The sequence below is a fragment of the Tepidibacter sp. Z1-5 genome, from assembly GCF_037844525.1.
Lineage (GTDB): Bacteria > Bacillota > Clostridia > Peptostreptococcales > Peptostreptococcaceae > Tepidibacter_A.
Map to the genome: position 1 here is coordinate 1 of NZ_JBBMMD010000070.1, position 15,944 is coordinate 15,944.

Sequence of the window (15,944 nt, forward strand, 5' to 3'; positions counted from 1 at the left end):
GGTAATTGTAAAGAGGAAACTACTTCCGCTTGGTTGATTGCTGTAATGAAATTTGGCTTGGAAATTAACTTTTTCAAGCCTTTCAATAACTTTGAATTAAAAATGGAAAAAGTTAAATATTCTGTTTATCAAAAGATGATAACCATAATAATGTCATTTGTTTTGGGATTAAGAGCTATAATTTTTCCAAATTAGAGATTTGATCAATTGCTTTTTAGAGTCATATAATTTAAATTACTAAAAAATTTTCAAATAAGTTAACTGAAATTGGACTATTCTAGATAGAATAGTTATTAAGATTTAATATATCAAAATCTTCTTTATTCAAGTCGGCATATTAACTTTAGATTTTGATATTTGATGCGATTTTATTATTTTTTAATTTAAACAATGCAACAAGCTACTTTGGGAAAAATTAATCATAATTATATATATAAAAAAATAATATGAAAATTTTAATATCAAATCCGTTAGGATTCTCATGTGTTTCTATAAAAAAAATAAATACAAAACTTCCTTAATATAGAAAAAACCTATTATATTATTCTTAGACCATATGGTATACTTCAATTGTACAATAACATAAGAGAAGGAGATGCATATACATATGAAAAAAATATATTTAATGGTAGTTGCAATTTTAACTGTAATGTTAGCAGTTGGATGTACTAATAACAATGTAAGCGATAATAATCAGGAGACTAATACAACTGAAAAATATACTAATAATGATTACATAGTTGAGGCTGACTGGCTGAAGGATAATTTAAATAAAGATGATGTATTGATACTTGATACAAGATCAGAAAAAGAATATAAAAAGGGACATATACCTGGTGCTATAAATGTATCTTGGACTCAATTTGCTAATATGAGCGGAAAGCCTGGAGATAAAGGCTGGGGTGTAGTTCTTGAACCTGATAAATTATCTGAGAAGTTATCAGAGATAGGAATAGATGATAAAAAGACTATAGTTGCTTATTCTGATAATAAAAATGGATGGGGAGAAGACGGAAGAATAGTTTGGATGCTTAGAATGGCTAATTTAGAAAACACTAAAATGTTAAATGGTGGATGGCAGTATTGGAATGTGAAAGGTTATGAGGTGTCTAAAGAAGAGTCTACTATTGTTAAAACTAACTTTAAGGTAGAGTCTTTTGATAAATCTTTAAATGCTGATACAGATTGGATTAATAATAACTTAGGAAAAGTAAAGATAGTAGATAGTAGAGATTCATCAGAATACGAAGGTGCTGTTAAGTATGGAGAAAAAAGAGGAGGACATCTTCCAGGATCTATAAATGTAGTATATACAGATTTATTTAAAGAAGATGGAAGAATCAAAAGCCAAGAAGAACTTGAAAAAATGCTTGAATCAGCAGGAATAAACAAGGATGACACTATAGTATCTTATTGTACAGGAGGTATTCGCTCAGCTTATATAACTATGATATTTAAGATGACTGGATATGAAAATTCTATGAATTACGATGCTTCTTTTTATGAGTGGGCTGGAGATGAAAGTTTGAAATTGGAAAAATAATATTTACATAGCTTGAAAAGTATGATAATATTATATCAAATAAACATATGAATATATTAACCATGAAGGTAATAAATCCTATAGGAAATATGGGGTTGTGCATTCATGGTTTTTTTATGTAACAAAAAATAAGGGAGGATAAAAATGAAAAGGGGGATAAATATGAAAAGAAAGATTTTAAGTTTATTTTTGAGCGTTGCTATGGTTATTGTAATGTTAACTGGATGCGGTAGCACTAATGATGGAGCTAAAGAAAAAACTAAAGAAAAAACATTAACTTACGGAAGTGCAGCGGATTATACAAGAATAAATCCAGCACTTGATGAACATGCAGAGATACATAAATTAATATTTACAGGTCTTACTAAGCATAATGAAAAAAGTGAAGTAGTACCAGATCTTAGTGAGAGTTGGGAATTTGATGAAAGCACTAATACATATACTTTTAATCTTAAAAAAGGTGTAAAATGGCATGATGGAAAAGAATTTACAGCAGAGGATGTAAAATTTACTATAGAAGCTATAAAAGATCCTAAAAATAGCTCAGAAATTGCTACAAACTATGAAGAAATAAAAGATGTAGAAGTAGTAGATAACTATACTGTAAAACTTCATTTGACTGCACCATGTGTACCTATACTAGACTATTTAAGTGTTGGAATGCTTCCAAAGCATTTATTAGAAGGAAAAGATTTAAATAATGATACATTTAATCAAAATCCAATAGGAACTGGTCCTTACAAATTAGATAAATGGGAAATGGGACAATACATTGCACTTAAAGCAAATGAAGATTATTATAATGGAAAGCCAAAAATAAACAACGTAGTATTTAAAATATTATTAGATGAAAAAGTAAGAGCTATGCAGTTAAAATCTGGAGAAATAGATTTAGCTCAACTTGAGCCAAAAGATATTAAAGTACTTGAAGGTGAAAAAGGATTAAAATTATATAAAGAAAAAACAGCAGATTATAGAGGCATAATGTATAACTTTAGAAATGATTTATTCAAAGATAAAGCTGTTATAAAAGCTTTAAACTATGCTACAAACAGACAAGAAATAGTTGATAGTGTACTTGATGGAATGGGTAAGGTAGCTTATGGACCTCTGCAAATGGGACCTTACAATAATGAAGATGTTGAAAAATATGAATTTAATGTTGAAAAAGCAAAACAAACATTAACTGAAGATGGTTGGAAATTAGGAGCTGATGGAATATTTGAGAAAAATGGTAAAAAATTATCTTTCAAATTAACATGCTTCGAAGGAGATCCAGTAAGAATAAATATGGCTGAAGTTGCAAGTCATCAGTTCAAACAAATAGGAGTCGAAGCAAAAGTAGATGTACAACCTGAAGTTGACTGGCCAAATTTAGAAGCATTTTTAATAGGATGGGGAAGTCCATTTGATCCAGATGATCATACATATAAAGTATTCCACAGTTCACAAATAGAAACTGGAATGAATTTAAATGCATATTCAAATCCAAAAGTAGATGAACTTATTTACAAAGCAAGAACTACACTTAAATCTGAAGAAAGAAAACCATATTATATGCAGTTCCAAAAAGAATTAGCACTTGATCCTCCATTTACATTCTTAGCATATATAGATGCTGTGTATGGGGCTAAAGAAAATATAGTAGGAATTAAAGATACTGTACTAGGACATCATGGAGTAGGATTCTTATGGAATATAGAAGAATGGGATATACAGTAATATTTTATCGAATAATTATGACTAAAAAGGTTTACATAAACTTTTATATGTGGTAACATTTAGTTGAGAAAAAAATAACGGGGATAGTAATCATGAAGGTTAGACTCCATACGAATATACGCCATGAAGGCATAAAATCCTATATAGGATTTTGCTTTCATGGCTTTTTTTTATAACAGATTAAAGGGGATGAACTTATGATAAGTAAAGAGTGGGATATTCAGTAATGGTTAGATTCATTTTAAAAAAAATTAAAGATACTATAATAACTATACTTATACTATCATTTGGAGTATTTATGATTTCTCATTTAGCCCCAGGAGATCCTCTTGTTTCTGTATATGGAGATGGAGCTGAAAGGCTTTCAACTGAAGCCAGAATAAAAGCTGTTAAAGACTTAGGTCTTGATAAACCATTAATTTATCAATATACTATTTGGATTAAAAATTCTGTAAAAGGAGATTTAGGATATTCTTATAAATATAAGATGCCTGTTAAAGATGTAATACAAACTCATTTTCCAAATACACTTTGTCTAATGGGACTTTCAATTTTTTTTACTTTAATATTATCTATAGGTTTGGGACTTATTACAGCATTAAATGAAGGAAAATTATTAGATAGAATTATTACTAAATCTAGTACTTTACTTTATTGTATACCTGGATTTTGGATTAGCTTAATGTTAATACTAATATTTAGTGTGAATTTGAGGATATTCCCATCATCTGGTGTTTATGATATAGGAAAAGAAAACAATATTTTAAATAGAATGCATCATTTAATACTTCCTTTAACAGTTATGATAATAGGTCATTTGGGATATTACTCAAACTTTGTAAGAAATAAAATGTTAGAGGAATTAAAAGAAGATTATATAATGATTGCTAGGGCTAAGGGACTCTCTAAATTTGAAATAATATCAAAACATCCGTTAAAAAAAATAATGCCATCAATTATTATATTAATGTCTCTATCGCTGAGTCATTTAATTGCAGGAGGATTTGTAGTAGAGTATATATTCTCATATCCAGGAGTTGGGAAATTAGTATTTGAATCAGCAAAATACCATGATTATCCACTTCTTATGGGTGGAGTGATTTTAACTGGAGTTATAGTTGTTTTGGGAAGTTTAATATCAGACATATTAAGTAGCTTAATAGATCCAAGATTAAAAGAGGAAGGAATGAATTAAAATGGAGTTTACCCCTATAGGTGTTTTAAGAGAAAATAAAAAGGAAGAGAAGAAAAGATGGTCTTTCAAAAATTTAAAATTAAAACAAAATATTTTTCTTTCTCCACTTGTTTTATTTATAATAGTATTTTTATGTATATTAGCACCTTTAATTACTAATATAAATCCAGCAAATATGGAACTATCTAAGGTATTTACATCTCCATGTAGGGAAAGTATATTTGGAACGGATCATTTAGGAAGAGATATATTTTCAAGAGTTTTATATGGAGGAAGAATATCTATTACTATAGGGGTATTATCTATGGTTATATCTACGTTGATTGGAGCAGCTTATGGAAGTGTAAGTGGATATTTTGGAGGACGTATAGATAATTATATGATGAGATTTATAGATATAATGATTAGTATACCTTCTTTACTTATTATGACTTTAATTCAAGCTATACTTCAAAGTAATAATGTAAGTAGTATAGTATTTGTAATTGCTATAACTAGCTGGATGAACATAGCAAAGATTGTAAGAAGCGAAGTAATTGAGATAAAACAAAGAGAATTTGTACTTGCATCTAAAATTATGGGGGCAGATTTTATACATATAACAAAAAAACATCTTATACCTAATTTTATGCCTGCTATTATTTATATGTCAGCAATAAATTCAGCTAACGCGATTATGTCAGAAACTACACTAAGTTTTTTAGGACTAGGACTTCCAATAGATGTACCATCTTGGGGTTCTATGCTTATGGATGCTCAAAAGAGTATACTTTTAAATAAATGGTGGGTGGCTCTATTTCCAGGGGTATTTATGATAAGCACTATATTCTGTATAACTAATATAGGAGAATATATTAGGGTTAAAAGTAATAGAAAATTCAATAATATATAGGAAAAACATAAAAAAGCTTATCTTTAGATTAATCTAAAGATAAGCTTTTTTGGTTTATATTAGATAATATATATTTGTCTTTTAATGATTTATATATATTATCGTGGATATTGTTATATGATTTTTTATATCTGTATTTATATTCATCCATATATTCTATGTTTAATATGTTTTCAGGATATTTAAATTCACTTATAACGCTGTTTACTGAGTTTTTGTTATAAAATAAATTTAAGTTTTTTTCTATATGTTCATCGTCTATATTATCAGCACGCATAGAGATATAATCTCTAACACATTTATAGTGATTTATAATATTTTTATTACAATATTTTGGATTTAAAGATTTTAAATATTTGTTGAAATGATTGTAAGATTTCTCAAGGTTTTTCTGATTATAATTTAATACACTTAAGAATAAATCCATGCTGGAATAATACCAGGGGATATTATTATCATTGTTTAAATTCAATAGTTGGGTTATAGATATATTTGGATTGTAAGAGGTTTCATTTATTAAATTTATTAAATCTGTAATATCTTGATTTGATAGACTGCTTAAATTTTTTATATATTTTTTTATTTGAATATACTTGATATAGTCATCTAGTGAGTCTATATCATCGAATTTATCTACTTCACTAAGGCCAGGAACTATCACATGATAAGAAGGAAAATCTAAAAATGAACAGTCTCTAACAAGTATATTGAAGTTTTTATCATTCAATAGTTTTACAATATGATTTAGCATTTCTTTATTATTTAAATTTGAATTATCTTCAAATTCATTAAAATCATAATCCGAATCTGAACTAAAAAATTCGCTTGGATAGTATCCAGAGCCATTGATAAGTATTCCAAGTAAATTCTCATATTCATCAGATATATTATTTTTATATGAATACTCTTTAACGCCCATCATATTAGTTATATCTTGCCCCTGTAAAAGCTCTGTTAAAGTTCTCTCGAGTGATATTTCAAATACTGGGTGAGAGCCGAATTTAATAAAGTAGTTTTGATTATCTCTATTTATAAATATAACAGATACTACTGGATAATTTTGATTTAATGAACAATCTTTTACTATAACATTGTAGTTCCCTTTAGATTCTATTTGATTTATCATTGAATCTAGTTTGGGAAACTTTTGTATATATGTTCTTGGTATATCTGGTGGAGTTATCTTTTCATTTATTATAACTTGATTGACATGTCTTTCTAATATTTCGGATATACCTTGAATTAAGGCTTCTTCAAATGTATTTCCTGCACACATTCCGTTTGACATATATATTTTTGATACCATGTTAACAGGTATGTAAGATAGTTTATTAGTATTTAAGTTCTTATAAGGAATGCTTACAAAATCAAGAGGTGTATGTTCATAAGATGTTTTGGCCCACTTGTTCAAAATTTCATACTTGTCTGTATTAGAGTTTATTTTATTTAGTTGATATGAGGACCAGTCATCATATCTTTTTATAAAGTCATCTACACTAAGGTATTCTTCATCAGGAGCATAATAAAAGTGCTTATAACACATAGCATCTTCGCTTAAGGTATCGTTTAATCTAAAGAAAGTCTGGTTTTGGACTCTTTCCATAAGTTCTGCATAAGCACTGGCAAGAGCGTATTCGTGAGAAGTTCCTTTTCCATTAGTTGCAATTGAAGTATTTGCAATTTCAACTCTTACAGAACAAAATCCTTTAGCTGAGTTTTTCCAATTATTTTCTATTGTTACAATTCCTAGATCAGAAAGTATTTTTCTTATTTTATTTACAGTATTGAGTGGTAATTCATCTTTGTATTTTCTGTCTTTTAACGAACTCAAATTAATCACCTCTTTAATTTTTTTGATTTAGCCTTGAATCTAAAAGTAGATTGATTTCTTTGAATAAATTAAACATCATACTATTAAACTCTTTGGTAGATTGGAAAAATTCAGTTACTTGAGGTATTTCTTGTAGCGCTTTGAAATCATTGTTAAGTCTCATCATTTCTGAGTTTAGTTGTTTCTTTGATAGTTTTGAATTTTGCATTTTCAATTGTCTATTTTTAAAGTCTTCTACTTGTTTTTTTAAGTTTTTATTTTTATCTATATTTTTTTTTGTTTTTTTAAGCTTTACAAATTCATCTGTTGTACAAATGAATTCTACTAATTCCTTAGTTTTATTGTTCATAATATTACCTCCCGAGTAAAAATAAGATACACTTTATCATTATATTCAAGGGGAAAGAAAATGTGATTATATTAATGAATATACTAAAAGTTCTAATATTCAAATCATCTTCATATAATTATAAAAAGATTTGGAGGTGATATAGTTTGAAAATTAAATGGAACACTAAGGCGGTATTGTATGGAATTATCGCGATTATACTAGTGGTTGGGGGATTTTTAGTAGTTCCCAAATTTTTAGGTGATAAAGCTGAAGCTGTGGAGTTTACAATAGTAGAACGAGATAGCATACCAGATAAAATACTTGATATAATGCCGAAATACGTTAATGAAGAAAGAGCGCTTGCTTGTAAGATTAAGGATAAAGTATATGTTATAGTTACAAGAGGAGAAAATAAAGATTACGGAGTTGAGATAGACAAGATAGAAATGGTCAAAGAAGATGACAAGATGAATATGAAGGTTTATTCTGTTTATAAAAAGCCAGAAGATTCTCATCCGTACATAGTAGTTGAAAGTACTTTAGCAGAGCTTCCTGATAAAGTAGAATTGATTAGTAAGTTTGAGGATAAATAAAAAATCCGTCTAGTTGCTAATTTTGATTATTAATTAATGCTATATACTAGCTACCTAGATTTCGTACAAATGAAATCCAGGTAGCTACTTTTTTATGTGGGTTATCAAAAACTATCTATATTAATTTGTAAATTATATACATTATAGTAATATATATCATAAAAACCAACATAGAATAAAATTTTTTGTTTGAAAAGATTATAGAAGAGTATAAAAAAATTGATGATAAATATTATATCATCAGTTTTTTTTTGAGTTTTTTGGGTAAAACTAATTAAAACTAAGGTTAATACGAAAACTTAAAAAAGGAGTTTTTTATGAAAACTATAGATAAGTTCAAAGTTGATATAAACGATTTGAAAAATGAATATGATATTGATAAATTGGATTTTGAGACAACAGAGGATATAAGTCCGCTAAAGGGAATAATAGGTCAGGATAGAGCTGTTTGTGCTATGGATTTTGGGCTTAACATAAAAAGAAGGGGATACAATGTATATGTAGCTGGTATGAGTGGAACAGGAAGAACTAGTTATACAATGTCTATGATAGAAAAAATAGCTAAATACAAAAGAGATAACTTCGATTATGTTTATGTATATAATTATAAGAGTCCTAATGAACCTATATCTCTTAAATTTAGAGCTGGTAACGGCAAAAAATTCAAAAAGGATGTAGAGGATGTCTTAGAAAAGTTAAGATCTGATATTCCCAGAACATTTGAATCCAGAGAATATGAGGATAGAAATAAATCTATAACTATAGAATATGAGACTATGACTCAAGCTGTTATAACTGAATTAAATGAATTTGCAAAATCAAGAGGTTTTACATTTCAGATAACACAAAGGGGTCTTGTAAGTATTCCTTTAAAGGAAGATAATACTCCTATGGAAGATGAAGAGTATAAGAAATTATCTCAAATACAATTAAATGATATAAGACAACGTGCTGGTAAGTTAAACATTGATATAGGTGATTATTTGAAAAAAATAAAAGAAATAGAAGAAGAGTTTAAAAATGAGATATCTAATTTAGATAAAAAAATTGGTGAGAGCATAATAAGTTTCTATATAAATATATTGATAAAAAATTATGGATACAATGAAAAGAAGCTAAATTTTCTACATGATATGAAGGACGATATGGTAGAAAATATAGATAAGTTTAAGCCTAAAAAAGATACGGAACAAAATATGTTTGGTTTTATGCAAAAAGACGATAGTAAGTTCTTTTCAAGATACAATGTTAATTTATTTATAGACAACAGTGAACAAAAGGGATGTAGGGTTATAAATGAGACTAATCCAACCTATTATAATTTAACTGGTATGATAGAATATAAAAATGAAATAGGAGTTCTTACTACAAGCTTTATGGAATTAAAAGCTGGTGCTATTCATAAGGCGAATGGAGGTTTTTTAATATTAAATGTAAAGGATTTGTTCTCTCATCCATTTGCATGGGAAGCACTTAAGCGAACTTTAAAAACTGGAAAGATAAACATAGAAACATTAAATAAGCAATATGGGTATATTGTTACATCTACATTAAAGCCAGAGCCTATAGATGTGGATGTGAAGGTTATTTTAATAGGAGATAACCGTATTTATAATCTTTTATATGCATATGATGAAGATTTTGCAAAGCTTTTTAAGGTTATGGCAGATTTTGATGTTGAGGTAGATAGAAATGAAGAAAATATATACAATGTAGCTAGATTTATCGCATCTCATTGTGAAAAAGAAGGTTTGAAGCATTTTGATAAGAAAGCTGTACTTAAGATTATAGAGTATAGTTCCCGAATATGTGAAAATAAACAAAAGTTGACGGCTAGGTTTAATCAAATAGTGGATATTCTTTATGAAGCAGAAAATTTGAGCAATGAAAATTCAGAATATGTTACAGATAAGGATGTCAAAAATGCAATACAGTCTAAAAAATATAGAAATAATAAGTATGAACAAAGGCTTAATGAGTTGTTTGAAGATGAAACACTTATTTTAAATGTAGAAGGTGAGAAGATAGGTCAAATCAATGGACTAGCTGTAATGGGTACAGGAGAGTATTCATTTGGAAAGCCATCTAGAATAACAGCATCTACTTATAGAGGAAAGCGTGGAATAATAAATATAGAGAGAGAGATTAAGCACAGTGGAAGCATACATGATAAGGGAGTATTGATATTAAGTGGATATTTAGGCGAAAAATATGGGAAAGAAAGACAATTATCACTTAATACTTCTATAACGTTTGAACAGAACTATTCAGGTATAGATGGAGATAGTGCTTCAAGTACAGAACTTTACGTAATAATATCTAGTATTGCATCTATTCCTGTAAAGCAAAATATTGCGGTTACAGGATCTGTTAGTCAAAAGGGAGAAATACAGCCTATAGGAGGAGTAAATCAAAAAATTGAGGGATTCTTTGATGTTTGTAAAATAAAAGGGATTACAGGAAATCAAGGTGTTATGATTCCTATACAAAATGTCAAAAATCTTATGTTAAGCGATGAGGTAATACAGGCTGTTAAAGATGGAGATTTTCATATATACGCAGTATCAAATATAAGTGAGGGTCTTGAAGTTCTTACAGGTCTTTGTGAGAGTGAAATAGATGAAAAAGTAAATAATGCTTTGGATGAATTAATAGATGAAGAAGATGATAAGGATGAAAAGGATAATTAAATTTTAATTATCCTTTTTTCTGTTATTATGTAGTCGAGTTGTGCATCGTGATCTTCTTTTGGTACTTCATCAAATATTTGAATTTCAAATGCTATTCCAATTGTTATGCAGTCATCTCTTAGAGATTCCAAGAATCTATCGTAATATCCTCCTCCGTAACCGAGTCTATATCCATTGGTGTCATATGCTACGGCTGGAACTATTACTATATCTATGTCTTTGGCGTCTACTTGTCTTATAAATTCTGACTTAGGTTCTCTAATACCGTAAGTTCCTACGCAAACTTCGTTTTCTATGTCTTTAAGTTCAGAGAGTAATAGCTTTCTTTCGTCTACTATTGATATTGGAACTACAACTTTTTGTTTTTTTGATAAAAGGTAATTTATTATAGTGTCTGTTTTAACTTCGTTGTTAAAGTCAAGGTATGCCATTATAGTTTTAGCTTTTTTTATTTCATCTAGTTTCAATAAATTTTGAAATATTAGTTCTGAGTTTGAATTTATTATGTCTGGATTTTGTTTTTTTCTCTCTGATATAACTTTTTTTCTAAATTCTTTTTTCAATAAAATCATCCCCTCTATATAATTATAACAAAAAAAACTATACAGATTCTAGATATTGAAAAGAATTTGAAATATATGGATAATATTAAGTGTATCTAAAGTTCTAAATTTATCTAATTTAAACATCTCAGTTGGAGTTTTACCTATTTTATTGATATAATAGAAAAGTCAAAGTCAAATTTGTGGATGGAGTTGGTGAAAGTGATAGAGTTCAAAGATGTTAGTAAGAGTTATAAAAATGGTAAATTAGCACTTTTTAATATAAATTTAAAAATAGATAAAGGAGAATTTGTCTTTTTAGTAGGATCATCTGGTGCAGGTAAATCTACTTTTATAAAGGCGCTTTTGAAGGAAGAAGATGTAACTAGTGGAACAATAATGGTAAATGGAAAGAATATAGGAAAGATTCCAAAGAGAAAAATTCCAAAGTATAGAAGAAGTATAGGTATTGTTTTTCAGGATTTTAGATTGCTTCCTAATAAAACTGTTTATGAAAATGTTGCTTTTGCCATGGAGATAATAGGGCAAAGTAATAAAAATATAAGAAGAAGGGTTCCTTTTGTTTTAGGTATGGTAGGCCTTAGCGAAAAAGCAAAATCATATCCATCAGAATTATCAGGAGGAGAACAACAAAGAGTTAGTATAGCCAGAGCTATAGTTAATAATCCTTCTATAATAATTGCGGATGAACCAACAGGTAATTTAGATCCTCAAACCTCAAATGAAATAATGAATATTATAACTGACATTAATAGAAGAGGAACAACTATAATAATGGCAACTCATGCAAGTGATTTGGTGGATAGAATGAAAAAACGAGTTATTGCTCTTAAAAAAGGAATAGTTATAAAGGATGAGGAAAGGGGAAGCTACGATTATGAATAGTATTATTTATAATATAAAAGAAGGATTTAAAGGAATACTTAGGAATCCTACTATGTCGATTGTATCTATATGGTCTGTTGCAGCAGCTTTATTCGTACTTAGCATAATATTTAGTGTGGTAATAAATATAAATAACTTTACAACGCTGGTTGAAGGACAATTTGATAACGTTCAAGTTTATTTAAAAGAGGATATTACATCACAACGTATATTTGATCTTGAAAAGAAGCTAAATCAAGTAAATGGAATAGAAAATGTGGAGTTTGAATCAAAACAAGATGCATTAAATAAAATGAAAGAAAGATGGGGAAAGGATGCATATCTTTTAGAAGGAATAGATAATCCACTTGATAACTCATTTATAATAGAAGTTAGTAATATTGAAAATACAGAGAACATAGCAAATCAAGTTAAAAAATTTGATGGTATACAAGAAGTTAAATATTATGATGATGTTGTAGAAAAAGTTATACAAATATCTAATATAGTTAAAATATCTGGTTTATTTATAATAACAATTTTAGCATTAGTATCACTTTTTATAATTTCAAACACAATAAAGTTGGCATTACATGGAAGAAGAAGAGAAATAAACATAATGAAATACGTTGGGGCTACTGATTGGTTTATAAGATGGCCGTTTATAATAGAGGGAACGATTTTAGGATTAATAGGAGCTTTGATATCCCTTACAATTATTTATTTTGGATATGATTATTTTTATTCAAAATTAGATTTACCGGCATATTCTATATTCTCAGGATATATTTTACCTGTAACAGGGGTTATGAATAGCTTAATAAATATATCTATAGTAATGGGAGTTGGAGTTGGGATAATGGGAAGTATTATTTCACTTAGAAGATACTTGAATGTCTAAAACTAGTGAGGTGGGATATTAGAATGAATAAAAAAATAGTATGGACATGCATTATTATAATGTTTATTACTTCTTTCAATGTATTCGCTGCAAATATAAGCAATGAGCAAAAACTTAAGAATACAAAACAAAGTAAAAAAAATATACAAAATGCTTTAAATGAAAATAAAAAAAATCAAGTTAAAGTAGATAATAATATAGAACAGTTGGGCTATCAAATAAATACTACTCAACAAAAAATAAATAAAGCTCAATCAGATTTAAACAGTGCACAATCAGAAATAAAGAGAACAACCGAAGAAATAGAAAAATTACAAAATGAAATTAAAAGAAAAGAGGTTTTATTAGGAGAAAGAATAAATGTTATGTATAAAACCTCTGATATGAGTTATATACAAGTGATACTTAGTTCAAAAGATATGAATGAATTATTATCTAATTTGGACATGATAAAAAAAATAGTAAACAATGATAAAGAATTACTGACAGAACTATCAGGTCAGAAAAAAGAAATAGAGACAAAAAGAATAAATCTTAAAAATAAAGAAAAAGAAATAATTTCTTTGAAAAATAGTATACAAGTGGAAAAAGAAAGACTTTTAGTTAGTCAGAATAAACAAACAGCTTTAAAAAGTGATCTTCAAAAGGATGCTAAAAAGCTTGAAGCTAATATAGATGCTTTAAACAAATATGCAAAAGCTTTAGAAGCTGAAATATTAAAAAAACAATCTAAAGGTTCTTATGTAGGGGGAGCAATGGGATGGCCAGCACCTGGATACAGTAGGATAACTTCTTATTTTGGATATAGAATTCATCCTGTTTTAAAAACTAAAAAACTGCATACAGGACTTGATATAGGAGCTCCTATGGGAGCAAATATAGTTGCTGCAAATGATGGTAAGGTAATGTCTGCTGGATGGATCGGTGGATATGGTAATACAGTTATGATAGACCATGGCGGCGGAATAGTAACTTTATATGGACATAATTCAAAGCTTTTAGTTAAAACTGGACAAACAGTAAAAAGAGGACAATCTATAGCAAAAGCTGGAACTACTGGAAGATCTACTGGTCCGCATTGTCACTTTGAGGTTAGAAAGAACGGAAAGTACGTAGACCCACTACCTATGCTTAAATCAAAATAGAGTAAATATAATTTTCTAATCGTTATATAAAAAGATAATTAAACATATAATATAGATAGAAATACTTAAAAGGAGATGCATTTAATGATATCTAGAAAAAAAGCCGTTGTATGGGGGGTTATACTAGTTTTATTAAGTTCTATAGTAACTATGAATATAGAACTTGCATTAGGAGATAAGGTATTGGTTTCAAAAGAAGCATTTAATGAATACAAGAAGTATAATAAACTGTATTCTCTTGAAAAGGTCATAGAGGATAATTACTATACGGATGTAGATGAAGGAAATTTAGTTGATGGATCTATAAAAGGATTATTTGAGGGTCTTAATGATCCATATTCACAGTATATGAATAAAAAAGAGTTCGAACGCTTTATGGAAAATACAGAAGGCTCTTTTAGTGGTATAGGTGTTATTATAACTCCTGGAGAAGATGGATACATAACAGTAGTATCTCCTATTGAAGATTCACCTGGATTTAAAGCTGGTATAAAAAGTGGAGATAAAATAATAAAGGTGAACGGAAAAGATGTTACAGCTAAAGAGATGGATGAGGCCATAGGGATGATGAAGGGAAAAGCTGGAACAGAAGTTGAAATGACTATTCTAAGAGATAATAAAGATAGAATAGATATGAAGATAAAAAGAGACGAAATAAGATTAAAAACTGTAAAATCTGAGGTATTAGAAGATAGTATAGGATATATAAGAATAACTCAATTTGATGAAAAAACTGCAGATGAATTTAAAACTCATTTGAAACAATTACAAGATAAGGGAATAAAGGGATTAATAATTGACTTAAGAGATAATCCTGGTGGATTATTAGATAAATGTCAGGAAATAACGGATGAATTAATCGGAGAGGGAACTATAGTTTATACAAAAGACAGAAATAGAAAAACAAAATATTATAACTCTGATAAAAATAAAATAGATATACCTCTTGCAGTACTTGTAAATAAAGGATCAGCGTCTGCATCTGAAATACTATCAGGGGCTGTAAGAGACAATGAAGCTGGAACTTTAATAGGAACTACTACATTTGGAAAAGGCTTGGTTCAGACTGTAAGATCTTTAAATGATGGATCTGGATTTAAGCTTACAGTATCTCAATACTTTACTCCAAAGGGAGAGTATATACATGGTAAGGGAATAACTCCTGATATTGTAGTAGAAGATGTAGATAAGCAACTTCCAACGGCAATAGATCATATAAAGAAGCAGATTAAATAGAAAAAGGCTGCGATTAGCAGCCTTTTAGACTGTTGAAAAATATATGTTAATTTTAAGTAATTAACATATATTTTTTTGCTTATAATAATAGGCATTTAGGCGAAAATGAGGATAGTTTAAATACCGCTACTTAATCAATCTTTTAATAAAACTAGAGATTGTATTGTTTAAATATCCTAAAATTTCTAAACTCCCTCGCGGTCAAACAACGAAGTTTCTTAACGAATATCTAAACAATACAATCTGAGTTTTAGAGTAAAAGATTAATCAAAAGTAGCTACCTAGATTTCGTATAAATGTAATTATTTATTCACTATAAAATACCAATTGATTAAATCTCTAATTTGGAAAAATTATAGCTCTTAATCCCAAAACAAATGACATTAAAATACCGCTAATGTTGTAAATATTTTTAATAAAACTAAGAATTACATCTTA

Annotated in this window: 14 protein-coding genes; 11 read left to right on the forward strand and 3 right to left on the reverse strand. The window is 28.3% G+C overall.

The window, feature by feature from the left end:
• The 5 genes from WJW32_RS12695 to WJW32_RS12715 all read left to right on the forward strand — a co-directional run.
• Positions 1 to 195: hypothetical protein (locus WJW32_RS12695; RefSeq protein ID WP_340258896.1), on the forward strand; the 195-nt coding region annotated here is incomplete at its 5' end.
• Between the two features lie 412 nt (positions 196 to 607).
• Positions 608 to 1,543: a sulfurtransferase gene (locus tag WJW32_RS12700; protein ID WP_340258898.1), complete on the forward strand. Its 936-nt coding sequence runs from the start codon at positions 608 to 610 to the stop codon at positions 1,541 to 1,543.
• Positions 1,544 to 1,705: 162 nt separating this feature from the next.
• Positions 1,706 to 3,265, forward strand: coding sequence for an ABC transporter substrate-binding protein (locus WJW32_RS12705; protein ID WP_340258900.1), 1,560 nt, complete (start codon positions 1,706 to 1,708; stop codon positions 3,263 to 3,265).
• A gap of 226 nt (positions 3,266 to 3,491) precedes the next feature.
• Entirely contained in the window at positions 3,492 to 4,460 is a 969-nt protein-coding gene (locus WJW32_RS12710) for an ABC transporter permease (RefSeq protein WP_340258902.1), read from the forward strand.
• Position 4,461: 1 nt separating this feature from the next.
• Positions 4,462 to 5,352: an ABC transporter permease gene (locus WJW32_RS12715; protein ID WP_340258904.1), complete on the forward strand. Its 891-nt coding sequence runs from the start codon at positions 4,462 to 4,464 to the stop codon at positions 5,350 to 5,352.
• A gap of 28 nt (positions 5,353 to 5,380) precedes the next feature.
• On the opposite strand, the gene WJW32_RS12720 is transcribed toward WJW32_RS12715, so the two are convergent.
• Entirely contained in the window at positions 5,381 to 7,183 is a 1,803-nt protein-coding gene (locus tag WJW32_RS12720) for a YcaO-like family protein (protein ID WP_340258906.1), read from the reverse strand.
• Positions 7,184 to 7,196: 13 nt separating this feature from the next.
• Positions 7,197 to 7,532, reverse strand: coding sequence for a YlbF family regulator (locus WJW32_RS12725; RefSeq protein WP_340258907.1), 336 nt, complete (start codon positions 7,530 to 7,532; stop codon positions 7,197 to 7,199).
• 146 nt (positions 7,533 to 7,678) lie between these two features.
• Here WJW32_RS12725 and WJW32_RS12730 point away from each other — a divergent pair, with 146 nt between their 5' ends.
• Together WJW32_RS12730 and WJW32_RS12735 are read left to right on the forward strand one after the other, a co-directional pair.
• Positions 7,679 to 8,107, forward strand: coding sequence for a hypothetical protein (locus tag WJW32_RS12730; RefSeq protein ID WP_340258909.1), 429 nt, complete (start codon positions 7,679 to 7,681; stop codon positions 8,105 to 8,107).
• 317 nt (positions 8,108 to 8,424) lie between these two features.
• Positions 8,425 to 10,797, forward strand: coding sequence for a Lon protease family protein (locus tag WJW32_RS12735; RefSeq protein ID WP_340258911.1), 2,373 nt, complete (start codon positions 8,425 to 8,427; stop codon positions 10,795 to 10,797).
• Here the strand turns inward: WJW32_RS12735 and WJW32_RS12740 are convergent.
• Positions 10,794 to 11,360, reverse strand: coding sequence for a 5-formyltetrahydrofolate cyclo-ligase (locus WJW32_RS12740; RefSeq protein WP_340258913.1), 567 nt, complete (start codon positions 11,358 to 11,360; stop codon positions 10,794 to 10,796). The genes WJW32_RS12735 and WJW32_RS12740 overlap by 4 nt on opposite strands.
• Positions 11,361 to 11,561: 201 nt before the next feature.
• On the opposite strand from WJW32_RS12740, the gene ftsE reads away from it, so the two are divergent.
• The 4 genes from ftsE to WJW32_RS12760 all read left to right on the forward strand — a co-directional run bounded on the left by ftsE (position 11,562) and on the right by WJW32_RS12760 (position 15,506).
• Positions 11,562 to 12,245 (forward strand): cell division ATP-binding protein FtsE, encoded by a 684-nt coding sequence (gene ftsE, locus WJW32_RS12745; protein WP_340258915.1) that lies wholly within the window; start codon positions 11,562 to 11,564, stop codon positions 12,243 to 12,245.
• Entirely contained in the window at positions 12,238 to 13,125 is an 888-nt protein-coding gene (ftsX, locus tag WJW32_RS12750) for a permease-like cell division protein FtsX (protein WP_340258916.1), read from the forward strand. Before ftsE ends, ftsX begins: the two co-directional genes overlap by 8 nt.
• Positions 13,126 to 13,148: 23 nt before the next feature.
• Entirely contained in the window at positions 13,149 to 14,270 is a 1,122-nt protein-coding gene (locus tag WJW32_RS12755) for a murein hydrolase activator EnvC family protein (RefSeq protein WP_340258918.1), read from the forward strand.
• Between the two features lie 84 nt (positions 14,271 to 14,354).
• Positions 14,355 to 15,506 carry a S41 family peptidase gene (locus tag WJW32_RS12760; RefSeq protein WP_340258920.1) on the forward strand — a complete coding sequence of 384 codons (1,152 nt, stop codon included), beginning with the start codon at positions 14,355 to 14,357 and terminating at the stop codon, positions 15,504 to 15,506.
• Positions 15,507 to 15,944 lie beyond the last annotated feature (438 nt).

Excerpts from the sequence above, each read along its gene's own strand:
- WJW32_RS12700 (WP_340258898.1), top strand. The coding sequence starts at position 608 with ATGAAAAAAATATATTTAATGGTAGTTGCAATTTTAACTGTAATGTTA.
- WJW32_RS12705 (WP_340258900.1), top strand. The coding sequence starts at position 1,706 with ATGAAAAGAAAGATTTTAAGTTTATTTTTGAGCGTTGCTATGGTTATT.
- WJW32_RS12710 (WP_340258902.1), top strand. The coding sequence starts at position 3,492 with ATGGTTAGATTCATTTTAAAAAAAATTAAAGATACTATAATAACTATA.
- WJW32_RS12715 (WP_340258904.1), top strand. The coding sequence starts at position 4,462 with ATGGAGTTTACCCCTATAGGTGTTTTAAGAGAAAATAAAAAGGAAGAG.
- WJW32_RS12725 (WP_340258907.1), bottom strand. The coding sequence starts at position 7,532 with ATGAACAATAAAACTAAGGAATTAGTAGAATTCATTTGTACAACAGAT.
- WJW32_RS12735 (WP_340258911.1), top strand. The coding sequence starts at position 8,425 with ATGAAAACTATAGATAAGTTCAAAGTTGATATAAACGATTTGAAAAAT.
- ftsX (WP_340258916.1), top strand. The coding sequence starts at position 12,238 with ATGAATAGTATTATTTATAATATAAAAGAAGGATTTAAAGGAATACTT.
- WJW32_RS12755 (WP_340258918.1), top strand. The coding sequence starts at position 13,149 with ATGAATAAAAAAATAGTATGGACATGCATTATTATAATGTTTATTACT.
- WJW32_RS12760 (WP_340258920.1), top strand. The coding sequence starts at position 14,355 with ATGATATCTAGAAAAAAAGCCGTTGTATGGGGGGTTATACTAGTTTTA.